The sequence below is a fragment of the Desulfobaculum sp. SPO524 genome (assembly GCF_044987625.1).
Taxonomy (GTDB): domain Bacteria; phylum Desulfobacterota; class Desulfovibrionia; order Desulfovibrionales; family Desulfovibrionaceae; genus Desulfobaculum.
This window is the reverse complement of sequence record NZ_JBJDSB010000001.1, coordinates 514,849-527,498: the sequence shown is the minus strand read 5'-3', so window position 1 is coordinate 527,498 and position 12,650 is coordinate 514,849. Positions and strand designations below refer to the sequence as shown.

The window sequence follows — 12,650 nt, the reverse complement described above, 5'->3', positions numbered from 1 at the left end:
TGGGGCCGTGCTTGTTTTTTGGGGGACTGGGGGCTTGTCTGGGGCCTGCGTGGGGGAATGCGGTCGCCGTGAAAGGCAAAGAAGTATTCCCGAGGGCGTGGGCCTTGCTGATGCATTGATGCCTTCGGGCGCACTGGGCGGCGTCCCGCACGGACGAAGACGCCGCGCGCCGCACATAAAAAGGCCCCCTCCGAAGAGGGGGCCTTGGAACTGCCGGTGTGGGCAGAGTGGTCAGCGCGTGTGCTAGCCCAAGAGCTGCATGGCCATACGCGGGAGCGAGTTGGCCTGGGAAAGCATGGCAACGCCGGCCTGCGCCTTGATCTGCTGGCGCGTGAACTCGGTCATCTCGGTGGCAACGTCCACGTCGGAGATGCGGGATTCAGCGGCCTGCAGGTTCTCGGCCTGGATGGTCACGTTGGAGATGGTGGCGCTCAGGCGGTTCTGCATGGCACCAAGGTCAGCGCGGATCTTGTCCTTGGACTCGATGGCGGTGTCGATGGCTTCCAAGGCAGCCTGTGCGTTGGACTGGGTGTCAATGGTCTTGCCTGCACCGTCGGCAGCCTGGTCGCCAAGGCCAAGAGCGCTGGCGGTGGTGGTGCCGATCTTGATGTCGTACCAGTCCTCCTTCTCGTCGTTCTTGGTACCGAAGTGGACGCGCATGGCGCCGGAACCGTCGGAGTCGTCGTGGTCGGCGGAGAGGTTGCCGTTGAGCAGGTGAATACCGTTGAAGTCCGTGGCGTTGGCGATACGGGTGATCTCAGATGCCATGGACTGGTACTCGGAGTTGATGATCGCGCGCTGGTCGGCGTTGTAGGTACCCGTAGCGGCCTGCTCGGCGAGTTCCTTCATACGGATGAGCTTTTCGTCGATGACGCCGAGGGCGCCGTCAGCGGTCTGCACCATGGAGATGGCGTCGTTGGCGTTACGTGCACCCTGGTGCAGGGCGGCAACGTCGGAGCGCATCATTTCACGGACAGCCAGACCGGCTGCGTCGTCAGCCGCGGTGCCGACACGGAGGCCGGAGGACAGACGACGGGTGGAAGTGCCCAGAGCACCGTAGGATTCACTCAGGTTGCGAGCGGCATTGGCGGCCATCATGTTGTGGTTGATTACCAGAGACATAGTATTCCCTCCATAGATGTAATTTCAGCGTCCTTGCTGAGTTGGGCCCGTGCCCGTAATCACTTGCTAAGTATTTCGGCGGCTAAGGCGAAAGTGTTTAGGGAAAAAATGTCTTTTTTTCATGAAAGTCTAGAAAACCCGCGCCAGCTCTATGTTCCGAGGATAACGAAAGTTTTGCGAATGGCGATGTTTTGCATGCGCAATTGTCGTTAAAAAGCGGCAAATTGGCCCAAAACATCCCATAAAGGCATGTTGAGACATTATCAAAAGAAGGATTGAAGCTCCCCGGCCGGGGTGAAGGTCTGCAAGAAAAAGGGGTTGGAACAGAGGGCGAGAGGAAAGCTGATTGGGAAAGACGCTAAGGACGGGACCTGCGCGCTGCGCCATGCTGCCGGACGCAGCACATGGTCCATTCTCATTATAAGGGCGGAATTGGCGGCGGACTCTGCCGCATCACGGGCCAAAAGGGTGGATTACTCGGCGGACTCCGGCTTTTGCACGGTATCCCACACCGGGCTGTCGAAAAGGTTGGCAAGGATGGTGTCCGAGACGACCATGCCCGTCTTGGACAGGCGCAGGTAGCCGCCGCTCATGCGGATGAGGCCGTTTTGCCGCAGGGCCTGCACCATGGGCGCGAAGTCCTCGGTAAAGCTGCGGCCCGTCATGGCCTTGTACGCGCCAAGGCGCAGCCCGCGCGAGGTGCGCAGGCGCAGCATGATCATTTCCTTAAGGCGGGTGACGAAATCCAGTTCCTCGGCGTTTGCATCGAGGGTTTCGGAGCGCAGGGCGGTGGCGTAGTCGCGCGGGGCGCAGGGCACCTGCCAGCGGCGCCCACGGATGGTGGACACGGCGGACGGCCCAACGCCGAGGTAGTCGCGGCCTTCCCAGTAGCCAAGGTTGTGGCGGCTGGTGAACCCCATGCGGGCGAAGTTGGAAATCTCGTACTGGAGGTAGCCCATGGATTCGAGGTATTCCGCGCCATAGATGAACATCTTGGACAATTCCTCGTCTCCGGCGAATTCCAGTTCTCCGCGTTCGTCACTGTCAGCGAGGGGAGTGCCGGGTTCGATGGTCAGGCCGTAGCAGGACAGGTGGTCGGGCTTCCACTTCACCACGCGGCGCAGTTGGCCCAGCCATTCGGACAGGCGCTGGCCGGGCAGGCCCCAGATAAGGTCCACGCTGATGTTTTGAAAGCCCACCATGCGCGCGGTGTCAAAGGCGGCGCGCGCCTCGGCGCCGCTGTGCGGGCGGCCAAGCAGGCGCAGGGCGTCGTCGTCGGTGCTCTGCACGCCCATGCTCAGGCGGTTGACGCCAAGGGAGCGGATGCCGTGCAGATAGGACCAGTCCGTTAGGGATTCCGGGTTGGCCTCCATGGTGAATTCGAGATTCGTCTTGAAGGAGAAGGAGTCGCGGATGGCGGTGACGATGTTCGTCAAGAGCGGCAGGGGGAGCAGGCTGGGGGTGCCGCCGCCGAAAAAGATGGTGCGCAGCTCCGGATGGTCGAGGCGTTTGCCCCAGTAGCGGATTTCCTTGCTGACAAAGGCGGCGTAGCCGCGCATATCGCCATCGGCGGGTGGGCCGGAATGAAAGGCGCAGTAGCGGCATTTGCGGGTGCAGAAAGGGACGTGGACGTACAGGAGCATGCGGCGCGAGTCTCGTGTTGTGGGTGGTGTGGGCGGTGAATCAGCGGATGATATACGCTGGTCGGGGCCAGCGGGCAAGCGGCGAAGTGGTTAGGACCGCCGCTTTGTGGTGCGGCGCTGGGGAGGTGCCGTGCGCCGGGCGCGGCGCGGCGCACGGCGGCGCGGCCCAAGGGCCGACCATGCGACAAGTCCAACAATGGCGGCCACAACGCCATGCACGGCGGCGGGCAGCACATAGGTAAGCAGGCGGTCGGTCAGCGCGGTGCTGACGATGGCCGTGTGGCCAAGGTCCGCCAGCGGACTGCACCATGTGAACAGGCTGTAGGCGTACTTGCCGGACGTCAGCTTCAGCAGGCCGATGAACAGCGCGCTGTGGGCCACGCCCCACAGGAGGCCGGCGACTAGCCCCATCCCCCGTTTGGCAAAGGCCGCCCCCAGCACAAGGCCGGGCAGCCCCGCCGCGATAATGGCCGCGTACTTGGGCCACTCCACGGGGGAGAGGAACAGGGTGGAACGGTACAGAGTCTCTTCCAGCATGGGCTATTGGGATTCGGGTTTGATCTCGTGCTTGTAGCGCTCGTTTTCACTGTAGAGGCAGCCGCAGTACTGCTGGCGGTAGATGCCCCATTCCTTGGACGTGTCGATGCCTTCCTTCCAGCCCTCGCGGAAGTCCTGGTAGTGGAAGGCGGATGGGCATCCGGCCTGCATGTCGCGGCCCACCTGCGCGATGACGTCGTGCTTTTGGAACTTGCTGTAGAGCAGTGTGGTGGAGAACGCGTCAAAGCGCCCACGTCCGGCGATTTGGGCCGTGCGCTCAAGGCGCATGGTGTAGCAGTGGAAACAGCGGTTCTGCTCGCGGAAGCTCACGGCGCGGAAGTACTTTTGCGTGTCGTACTCCTCGTCCTTGACGATGACCTTGAAGCCGAGGCGTTCGGCCACTTCCAGCGCGCCGTCGCGGCGGCGCTTGTACTCCATGAGCGGGTGGATATTCGGGTTGTAGAAAAAGCCCGTCACCTCAAAGCCCGCGTCCTGAAGGCGGCGCACAGGGGCAATGGCGCATGGGCCGCAGCACATGTGCAGGAGGATTCGTGGCATAGTGGTTCCTTTTGGCTGTTGGAAAAGCGGGGCGCCCGTGTGGACGCCCCGCCGTGGTCTGTGGATTTATTGCGGCTGGATGATGATGCTGACGCCGAATTCGCTCTCCAGTTCGCACAGCTTGGTACGCTTGTGGTTGGAGAGGTAGGAGGCCAGTTCGCAGTCGCAGGGGTATTCAATGCTGTCTGTGGTGCCGTTTTTGCGCAGCAGGCGGAAGATATGCTTCAGGGCCTGCAGGGACTGCCACTCCAGATTGCGGCGCGTGCCGGTGCCGCCGCAGCAGGGGCATGGCTCCGTGCTGACGGACAGCGCGGAGGAGCCAAGGCGCTGGCGCACCATTTCCATAAGGCCAAAGCGCGACAGGCGGCCCACATCGGTGCGTGCGCGGTCCATCTTTACGGCGGCGCGCATGGTCTTTTCTACATCGCGGCAGTGGTTTTTGTCCTTCATTTCGATGAAGTCAATCACCACCTGTCCGCCGATGTCGCGTAGGCGCAACTGGTGGGCGATTTCTTCGGCAGCCTCAAGGTTGGTCTTGAGGGCCATCTCGCGGAAATTCTTTTTGCCGCCGATTTTGCCGGAGTTGATGTCCACGGCGGTGAGCGCCTCGGTGGAATCAAACACCAGCCTGCCGCCGGAGGGGAGCACCACCTCGCGGTCGTACAGCGACTGAATCTGCTTTTCGATGTTGAAGCGCTCCCACAGGGTGCGTTCATGGTCGGTGTGCAGTTTCACCAGATTAGGCCGGCGCGGGAAGACGAGGGCGGCCATTTCGGCCACGGTCTTGGACGTCTCCTCATGGTCCACCCAAATTTCGCCCACTTCGCTGGTGAGGTAGTCGCGCACCGCGCGAGAGGCGAGGTCCATCTCCTGATAGACGAGGGAGGGCGTCTTCTGGGTGGCGACTTTGCCGCGCAGGTCCTTCCACAGGCGCTTGAGGATTTTCAGGTCCTTGGTCAGGCGCGTTTTGCTCACGCTGGCGGCGGCGGTGCGGACGATGACGCCAATGCCGGGGCCGAGGTTCAGCTCCTCAACCACCTTGCGCAGCATGGCGCGCTCTTTTTCGTCCTCAATCTTGCGGGAGATGCCAATTTGCTCGCGGCCGATGGTCAGCACGAAGTAGCGTCCGGGCAGGGACAGAAAGGTGGTGACGAATGCACCCTTTTTGCCGGTGGGTTCCTTGACCACCTGCACAAGGACTTCGTCGCCGGAGCGCAGCACCTTTTGCAGGGGGGGATACTTGAACCCTTTCTGGGGCTTTAAATCGGAGTGGTAGTATTCGGGATGGACCTCATCCACCTGCAGAAAGCCGTTGCGCTCCGCCCCGTAGTTGACGAAGGCGGCCTGCAGGCTGGGGTCGATGTTGTTGATGACGCCTTTGTAAATGTTTCCCTTGGTCTTGGCCTGGTGCAGCATCTCGACGTAGTATTCTTCGAGCTTGCCGTCTTCCGTGATGGCCATTTCCACCTGTTCGCCGGGCAGGACGCTGATGTACATCTTCTGCCGTTTGCTTTTTGCCATAAAATATCGCCTCTGATGTAGAAATGTGCGGAGGCGCCGTGCATGCGGTGATTCGGCTAGTCCCGGAAAGCTCCGTAAAAGGCTTCTCCGCCATCGTCCTCGGCGGCGATGTGCCCTTGCTGCAGCAGGGCGTCCAGCGCGCGGCGGACGTCGGCGGGGGGCAGGACCAGGGCCTCGGCCAGTTGCCGGGCGGTCTGGGGCCTGCGGGACACGGAACCCAGCACGAGTTCCAGCACGGCAGTCTCGGAGAGGTCGCGCCGATGTGTGGCGGCCGCTCCAGTCTCCGTTGAAAAGTTGTCTCCCTCCGCGGTGGAGGGGGTTGACCGCTGTGTCGTTTCGCCAGTGTGCTGTGGAGCAAGCTCCCTTCGCCACAGGGCGAGGGTCTCCGGCGGCACGGGCGAGGCGGCGCGCAGTGTGCCCGGACGGGTCATGGTGACAATGTCGACCCTGTCTGGCTGGAGTTCCGTAAGGAACTGCCTGAGCAGCGCGCGGTTTTCGTCGCTGTCGTTAACGCCCTGAACGAGCAGAACCTCTACATAGAGTTTGCCCGTATACTCGCGGGCAAAGGCCAGCAGGCCTTCGCGCAGCGCGGCGACGTCAAGACTGGGGTGCGGACGGTTGAGACGACGCATCTCGTCCGGGACGAGGGTGTCGATGGAAGGGAGCACCACGTCCGCCTCTGCGAGGTCGCGGCGGACCGCCGGGTCCGTCAGGAGCGTGGAGTTCGTCAGCACAGCGACGGGAATCTTGGGAAAAATGTCTTTGACGCCGCGTATAATGGCGCCCATATCGCTGTTGAGGCACGGTTCGCCGCGTCCGCCGAGGGTGACGACGTCTGGCAGGCGGACGGCCTCGTCCTTCCAGTGTTTCAACTCATCCAGCACGTGCTGTGCCGGGACATAGGGCTGTCTGTCGCAGGTCAGGCTGGTGGTCCTGCCGACCTCGCAGTAGGTGCAGTCAAAGGTGCAGACCGCGTCGCCCAAAACATCAATGCCGAGGGACAGGCCGAGCCTGCCGGAGTGTACCGGACCAAAGACGAATGTGTATCCCAACGTAGCGTTTCCTCTTATACTCGATTTATGGACAGGGGGAAAGAGGCTTGACTTTCCTACCGTGTACCCATACCTCACGGGGTCTAATTTGGAGGATATTATGCTTGAACCCGGTCAACTGGTACTGCTCATCAGCCCGAAGGGCAAGCGTTACATGAAGGTTCTGGACCTTGAACAGGACCTGCATACGCAAGAAGGCAAAGTCGCCATGGCCGATGTGGCCGCGGCGGATTTCGGCTCGCTGGTGTATACACATCTTGGCAAGCCGTTTCGGCTTGTACGCCCCACCTTGGCGGATATGGTCAAGGGTGTGAAGCGGCAGACGCAGGTGCTTTATCCCAAGGAGATCGGCTACTTGCTGGTCAAGCTGGGCATTGGCGCCGGCACGCGCGTTATCGAAGCGGGCAGCGGCTCCGGCAGCCTGACGGTTGCGTTGTCGCACACCGTGGGCGACACGGGCAAGGTGTTCACCTATGAGCGCCGCCCCGAGTTTGCCAACCTGTGTCGCAAGAATTTGGAACGCTATGGCCTTGGCAAGAACGTTGAGCAAATCGTCGGCCACGATATCGCCGACGGCTTTGTGAAGAACACCGCCGACGAGGACACCCTCGCGGATGCGCTGTTTCTCGATGTCCGCACCCCGTGGGAATACACCCACCTCATCCCCGGCGCCATCCGCCCCGGCTCGCCCGTGGCGTTTTTGCTGCCCACCATTTCGCAGGTGAGCGATTTGCTCAAGGCGCTGGAGAGCGGCCCCTACGCCGACCTTGAGGTGCTGGAGATTCTGGTCCGCCGCTGGAAGACCGTCCCTGACAGGCTGCGCCCCGAGGACCGTATGGTCGCCCATACGGGTTTCCTTGTCTTTGCGCGCCATCAGGATGGCAGCGAGGACTACGAAAAGCACCGCCCCCGTGGCACCCGCGAGCGCAAGCAGGAGGCCGCGCGTGAAAAGCGCAAGGCCGAAGCCGCCAAGGCTGAGGCAGCCGCGCCTGCAACGCCGGAGAAGGACGCTTCCGCATCGGACGCTACTGAACCGGACGCGTAAACGCGTTTTTGGCTTGTTAGAGCCAGCTGCACTCGATTGTGCCGAGTGAAAAACTATTCGTTTCGACTTTTCTCGATAAAGCGTGAAAAGTCGAAGCGAATTTTCGTGTTTTGGCAACATGGCTTGTATTGCGTAACGGAAATGTGATACTTCGTCTTGTTGCACTCACGCTTATATTCCCATCCATTCACTCCATATACGACGAGGTTAAGAACATGACCCGAAAGGACCGTACCGAAGGCATCTACAGCCGTCGCGAGGTGCTCGACGAGTCTGAACGACGCCAATACTATCAGATTCAGCTCAAAGAGCTTTTGACCTATGCCTACAGGTATTCCGAGGACGTCAAGAAGCGCTTCGACCGTGCGCAGTTCAACGTGGACAAGTTCAAGACGCTCTCCGACCTGAAGCACATCCCCATCATCAAGAAGAAGGAACTCATCTTCCTGCAGTCCATGGGGCCGCGTCTTGGTGGACTGCTGACCAAGGACCTTGGCGAACTGCGCCGCGTGTTCCTGTCTCCCGGTCCCATCTTTGACCCTGAGGACCGCAACGACGACTACTGGGGATGGACCGAAGGCTTCTACGCGGCGGGCTTCCGCTCCGGCGACCTCGCGCAGGTGACCTTCAACTACCACCTGACCCCCGCAGGTCTCATGTTCGAGGAGCCGCTGCGCAACCTCGGCTGCGCTGTTGTTCCCGCCGGTCCGGGCAATACGAACACCCAGCTTGAGATCATGCAGAAGCTGCGCACCACGGGCTACGTGGGTACGCCCAGCTACCTGATGCACCTTGCGCAGAAGGCCGAAGAAGCGGGCCTGAACCTGCGTAAGGACCTGTTCCTCGAAGTGGCCTTCGTCACCGGTGAGAAATTCTCCGAAAAGATGCGCGCCACCATCGAGAAGAAGTTCGACCTCATCATGCGCCAGGGCTACGGCACGGCGGATGTGGGCTGCATTGGTTACGAGTGCTACCACTGCAACGGCCTGCACCTTGCCAACCGCGCCTACGTGGAAATCTGCCATCCCGACACGGGCATCCCGCTCAAGGATGGCGAGGTGGGCGAAATCGTCGTGACGGCGTTTAACCACACCTATCCGCTTATCCGTCTGGCCACGGGCGATCTGTCTTACATCGACCGCACGCCTTGCGCCTGCGGCCGTACCTCCCCGCGCCTCGGCAACATCGTTGGCCGCGTGGACACCACCACCCGCATCAAGGGTATGTTCGTGTACCCCCACCAGGTGGAGCAGGTGATGTCCCAGTTCGAGGAGATCAAGCGTTGGCAGATTGAGGTCACCAACCCCGGTGGCATCGACGAAATGACCATGAACGTCGAGGCCAGCAACTTCACACGTCAGGACGAGCTGCTGCACGCCTTCCGCCAGCAGATCAAGCTCCGTCCGCAACTGAACGTGGTTGCGCCCGGTACCCTTCCCGCACAGATCCGTCCCATCGAGGACAAGAGGAAATGGGATTAATCCCGGCCTCACATATGCGACACATACTCCGTCTTGGGGCCGCCGTCATTTTGGCGGCGGCCCTGAGCGGTTGCGCCGCGCTGTCCCCGCAGCAGGCCCCCCGCAGCGGGACGTCTGACTCCGCCATCCCTTCAGCCATGCCCGGCGACATCGTGACCGACAGCGGCCGACAGGTTGCCGCCGCCGAACTCGCCGCTGCCGTGGCGGACGTGCGGTACGTGCTCCTTGGCGAGGGGCACACCAACCCCTGCGACCATAACGTGCAGGCCGATGTCCTCGCCCAGATGGCCGAGGCCGCGCGCGCCGCAGGCCGTCCGGTCCCCGCCGTGGGGCTTGAGATGGTCCCGGTGACGCACCAGCAGGCGCTGGACCGCTTCAACGCTGGTGAACTCACCGCCGACACGCTTCCAGACGCCCTTGGCTGGGACGATGTGTGGGGCTATGCGTATTCCCTGTACCGCCCCATCTTCCGCGTGGCGGAGCAGTATGGATTGCCCCTTGTGGCGCTGAACATCCCCAAGGATGTTGTCCGCGCCGTGAGCGCGGGCGAGCTGGAGGCCTTGCCCGCCACGAAGCGGGCGCTGGTGCCGGAGCGCATCATCGGTCCCATGGACACCCAGCGCGAGTCCCTGCGCGAGGAATTTGAACGGCACCGCGACATTATGGCTCATGGCGGCGAGGACTTCGACGCCCGAATTGAGCGCTTTGTGCGCGTGCAGTCCCTGTGGGATACCGTCATGGCGCAGCACGCCGTTGACGCCAGCCGCCGCCTGCACCGGCCTGTCGCCATTATCGTTGGTGCGGGGCATGTGGAGTACGGCTGGGGCATCCCCCACCGGCTGACGGTTCTTGCTCCGGACGCGAGTGTGACCACGGTTCTGCCGTGGCGCGGCCTTGAGCCGATTGACGCGGACGCCGCTGACTATTTCTTCCTGTGCCCCCTGCGTCACGAGAGCCGCCTCGGCTTTGCCGTGGAGCTTCATCCTGAGGGCGCACTGGTGACGGCCATTGCCCCGGACACCCGCGCGGACCGCGCCGGAATGCGGCAGGGCGATGTTATCGTCAAGGCGCAGGGTATGCCTGTTCAGGCCCTGTGGACCTTGCACAAGGCCGCCGTGAAGGCCAACCGCGAGGACGACGGCCGCTTGCGCCTGACCCTTCGGCGCGACGGCGCAGAGCGCGACATTATCATTCAACTCACCAGACCCGGTTCCGGTGCACAGCCGCCCGGCACATCATAAAGTATCATGCCAGAACTTCCTGAGATTCAGACCATCGCCCGCGGATTGCTTCAAGAGCTTCGCGGGCGTCGCATCCTGTCCTTTGAACTGCTGTCCAAGGGCGCTGTGGAAAAAGGCCGCGGCGCACTGTCCCCCGCCCAAATTGAGCGCGCCCTTCCCGGCAGCGTTATTCAGGGCGTATGGCGGCGCGGCAAAATGCTGTGCATCAATATCGCCAGCCCCAAATATCCCCTGCTACACGTGTGCTTCCACCTCAAAATGTCCGGCCGCCTTGTGGTGCGCCCCACAGGGGAAGCCCCGCACAAGCACACCCGCATTCTGTTCCGCCTGACCGAAGGCCAGAACCTGCACTTTGCGGACCCGCGCAAGTTTGGCTACTGCCGCGTTATGCCGCCGGAAGCCATGGAGCGCTGGCCCTTCTTTGCCAGCCTTGGCCCGGAGCCGCTGGAAATTACCGAAGACGCCTTTGTGAAGCTGTTTGACGGACGGCGCGGGCAGGTGAAGTCCCTTCTGCTGGACCAGCACTTCCTTGCGGGCGTGGGCAATATCTACGCTGACGAGTGCCTGTTCCGTGCGGGGATTTTGCCGCACGCCCCGGCCAGCGGCGTGGAGGAGGAGCGCCTGCGCGCCTTACACGGTGCGTTGCAGGAGGTGCTGCTGGAGGCCATTGACGCCAACGGCAGTTCCATCAGCGACTACCGCGACGCCCACGGCGATTCCGGCGCCTTCCAGAATGATTTCAGGGTCTACGGAAAATACGGACAGCCATGTCGCAATTGCCAAACCACATTGGAGCGGCGTACAGTGGCGGGCCGTACTTCCACCTATTGCCCGACGTGTCAGCGATGACACCCTGACAGGACACCAATGAACAGTCATTCTCGAGGAATAGCCCGGAATGCCGCCGTTGTCGGCGGGGCCACCCTGCTGTCGCGCATTCTGGGCTTTTTGCGTGACCTTATCATCGCCTTTGCCCTTGGCGCTGGGCCGCTGGCGGATGCCTTTTTTGTGGCGTTCCGCTTGCCCAACCTTATGCGCCGCCTGTTTGGCGAGGGGTCGCTGACCATGGCCTTTGTCCCCGTGTACTCGCGCATCCGCGAGGAGCAGGGGCGGGAGGCGGCCTTCACCACCGCGCGTTCGGCCCATATATGGTTGGCCATCGTGCTGGGCGGATTGTCCGCCGTGGCGATGGTCTTTTCCAAACAGCTGACGCTGGCTATTGCCCCCGGCTTTGCCGCGGACCCCCAACAGTTGGCCCTTGCCGCCGATTTGGTGCGCATCTGCTTTCCGTACACCATATTCATCTGCGGCGTGGCCCTGAGCATGGGCATCCTCAACGCCGAGGGGCACTTTCTCACTCCGGCGCTGGCGCCGTGCGTGCTGAACGTGGTGCTCATTTGCGCGGCGCTGTCCGCTGTGGCGCTGGATGCTTCCGTGCCGCATGTGCTGGCCTACGGCGTTTTGGCGGCGGGGCACTTTCAGTTTGTGATGCAGCAGCCGGCCCTGCGCAAGCGCGGCTTTAGCTGGCGCGGGTCGTGGAGCTTTAAGGACGCGGGCGTACTGCGCACCGGGCGGCTGATGCTGCCCACGGTGTTTGGCGCGGCCGTGTACCAGATCAATATTCTTATTGGGACGTTTTTGGCGTCGCTGCTCTCTGCGGGCAGTATTTCCTACTTGTACTATGCCGACCGGCTGGTGCAGTTCCCCTTAGGCGTGTTTGGCGTGGCCGTGAGCACGGCGGCGCTGCCCAGCCTGTCCAAGCTCAGCGCCCGCGCGGACATGGACGGTTTTCGCGAGGCCCTGAACGCCAGCCTACGCCTGACCCTGTTTATCAGTCTGCCCGCCGCGGCGGGGCTGTGCGCCCTGTCCGAGCCTGTGGTGTCGCTGCTCTTTGAGCGCGGGGCCTTTGCCGACGGCGCTGTAGAGGCCACGGCCCTTGCCCTGATGGGCTACAGCGCGGGCCTGCCCGCCTTTGCCATTGTCCGGCCGCTGGTGTCGGCCTACTACGCCCTGGAGGACACGCGCACGCCCGTTATCGCCGCCACACTGTGTGTGGCGCTGTACGTGGCCTGCGGCGTGAGTATGATGCAGACCCTTGGCCATGTGGGCCTTGCCCTTGCCACCACGGTGGCCTCGTGGGGCAACGCGGCCATTTTGCTGTGGGGCCTGCGCCGCAAGCTGGGGCAGTGGGCCACCTTCCAGAAGGGGGCGGCGCTGTTTGCCGTGCTGGGCGCGGCCATTGGCGGCGGCGCATGGCTGACAGTGGACCTTGGCCTGTGGTCCGTGGCGCTTATCCCGCTGTGGGCGGTGGCCTACGCCGCGCTGACCGTGCTCCTTAAGGTGCCGGAGGCAACCATGGTGTCGGACGTGCTGCGGCGCAGACTGACCCGGTGATGTGACTATTCTTTCCTGAGCCAACTGCCGCGCAAGCGGATTGCAGCGGAGAACGC

11 protein-coding genes are annotated in these 12,650 nt (G+C 62.5%); 5 read left to right on the top strand and 6 right to left on the bottom strand.

The window, feature by feature from the left end; translation table 11 throughout:
* Window positions 1–243 precede the first annotated feature (243 nt).
* The 6 genes from ACI3L3_RS02220 to ACI3L3_RS02195 all read right to left on the bottom strand — a co-directional run bounded on the left by ACI3L3_RS02220 (window position 244) and on the right by ACI3L3_RS02195 (window position 6,433).
* Window positions 244–1,122 (bottom strand): flagellin, encoded by an 879-nt coding sequence (locus ACI3L3_RS02220; protein ID WP_404843461.1) that lies wholly within the window; start codon window positions 1,120–1,122, stop codon window positions 244–246.
* A gap of 473 nt (window positions 1,123–1,595) precedes the next feature.
* Entirely contained in the window at window positions 1,596–2,765 is a 1,170-nt protein-coding gene (gene hemW, locus ACI3L3_RS02215) for a radical SAM family heme chaperone HemW (RefSeq protein ID WP_404843460.1), read from the bottom strand.
* Window positions 2,766–2,855: 90 nt separating this feature from the next.
* Complete coding sequence (locus tag ACI3L3_RS02210; protein ID WP_404843459.1) at window positions 2,856–3,302, bottom strand: hypothetical protein; 447 nt, start codon at window positions 3,300–3,302, stop codon at window positions 2,856–2,858.
* 3 nt (window positions 3,303–3,305) lie between these two features.
* Window positions 3,306–3,860: an epoxyqueuosine reductase QueH gene (locus ACI3L3_RS02205; RefSeq protein ID WP_404843458.1), complete on the bottom strand. Its 555-nt coding sequence runs from the start codon at window positions 3,858–3,860 to the stop codon at window positions 3,306–3,308.
* Window positions 3,861–3,926: 66 nt separating this feature from the next.
* Window positions 3,927–5,381, bottom strand: a complete 1,455-nt coding sequence (locus tag ACI3L3_RS02200) for a ribonuclease E/G (protein ID WP_404843457.1) — start codon at window positions 5,379–5,381, stop codon at window positions 3,927–3,929.
* A gap of 56 nt (window positions 5,382–5,437) precedes the next feature.
* The gene (locus ACI3L3_RS02195; protein ID WP_404843456.1) at window positions 5,438–6,433 is read right to left on the bottom strand and encodes a radical SAM protein; all 996 of its coding nucleotides are present in this window, start codon (window positions 6,431–6,433) and stop codon (window positions 5,438–5,440) included.
* Window positions 6,434–6,533: 100 nt separating this feature from the next.
* Between ACI3L3_RS02195 and ACI3L3_RS02190 the strand changes: the two genes are divergently transcribed.
* From ACI3L3_RS02190 to murJ, 5 genes are all read left to right on the top strand, one after another.
* Window positions 6,534–7,478 (top strand): tRNA (adenine-N1)-methyltransferase, encoded by a 945-nt coding sequence (locus ACI3L3_RS02190; RefSeq protein WP_404843455.1) that lies wholly within the window; start codon window positions 6,534–6,536, stop codon window positions 7,476–7,478.
* A gap of 215 nt (window positions 7,479–7,693) precedes the next feature.
* Window positions 7,694–8,959, top strand: coding sequence for a phenylacetate--CoA ligase family protein (locus tag ACI3L3_RS02185; RefSeq protein WP_404843454.1), 1,266 nt, complete (start codon window positions 7,694–7,696; stop codon window positions 8,957–8,959).
* Window positions 8,960–8,973: 14 nt separating this feature from the next.
* A complete protein-coding gene (locus ACI3L3_RS02180) occupies window positions 8,974–10,200 on the top strand; it encodes a ChaN family lipoprotein (RefSeq protein ID WP_404843453.1) in 1,227 nt (408 codons plus the stop codon).
* 6 nt (window positions 10,201–10,206) lie between these two features.
* Entirely contained in the window at window positions 10,207–11,049 is an 843-nt protein-coding gene (gene mutM, locus ACI3L3_RS02175; RefSeq protein WP_404843452.1) for a bifunctional DNA-formamidopyrimidine glycosylase/DNA-(apurinic or apyrimidinic site) lyase, read from the top strand.
* A gap of 18 nt (window positions 11,050–11,067) precedes the next feature.
* On the top strand, window positions 11,068–12,594 hold the full coding sequence (gene murJ, locus ACI3L3_RS02170; protein WP_404843451.1) for a murein biosynthesis integral membrane protein MurJ: 1,527 nt from the start codon (window positions 11,068–11,070) through the stop codon (window positions 12,592–12,594).
* Window positions 12,595–12,650 lie beyond the last annotated feature (56 nt).

Excerpts from the sequence above, each read along its gene's own strand:
- hemW (WP_404843460.1), bottom strand. The coding sequence starts at position 2,765 with ATGCTCCTGTACGTCCACGTCCCTTTCTGCACCCGCAAATGCCGCTAC.
- ACI3L3_RS02180 (WP_404843453.1), top strand. The coding sequence starts at position 8,974 with ATGCGACACATACTCCGTCTTGGGGCCGCCGTCATTTTGGCGGCGGCC.
- ACI3L3_RS02205 (WP_404843458.1), bottom strand. The coding sequence starts at position 3,860 with ATGCCACGAATCCTCCTGCACATGTGCTGCGGCCCATGCGCCATTGCC.
- ACI3L3_RS02200 (WP_404843457.1), bottom strand. The coding sequence starts at position 5,381 with ATGGCAAAAAGCAAACGGCAGAAGATGTACATCAGCGTCCTGCCCGGC.
- ACI3L3_RS02185 (WP_404843454.1), top strand. The coding sequence starts at position 7,694 with ATGACCCGAAAGGACCGTACCGAAGGCATCTACAGCCGTCGCGAGGTG.
- ACI3L3_RS02210 (WP_404843459.1), bottom strand. The coding sequence starts at position 3,302 with ATGCTGGAAGAGACTCTGTACCGTTCCACCCTGTTCCTCTCCCCCGTG.
- murJ (WP_404843451.1), top strand. The coding sequence starts at position 11,068 with ATGAACAGTCATTCTCGAGGAATAGCCCGGAATGCCGCCGTTGTCGGC.
- mutM (WP_404843452.1), top strand. The coding sequence starts at position 10,207 with ATGCCAGAACTTCCTGAGATTCAGACCATCGCCCGCGGATTGCTTCAA.
- ACI3L3_RS02190 (WP_404843455.1), top strand. The coding sequence starts at position 6,534 with ATGCTTGAACCCGGTCAACTGGTACTGCTCATCAGCCCGAAGGGCAAG.
- ACI3L3_RS02220 (WP_404843461.1), bottom strand. The coding sequence starts at position 1,122 with ATGTCTCTGGTAATCAACCACAACATGATGGCCGCCAATGCCGCTCGC.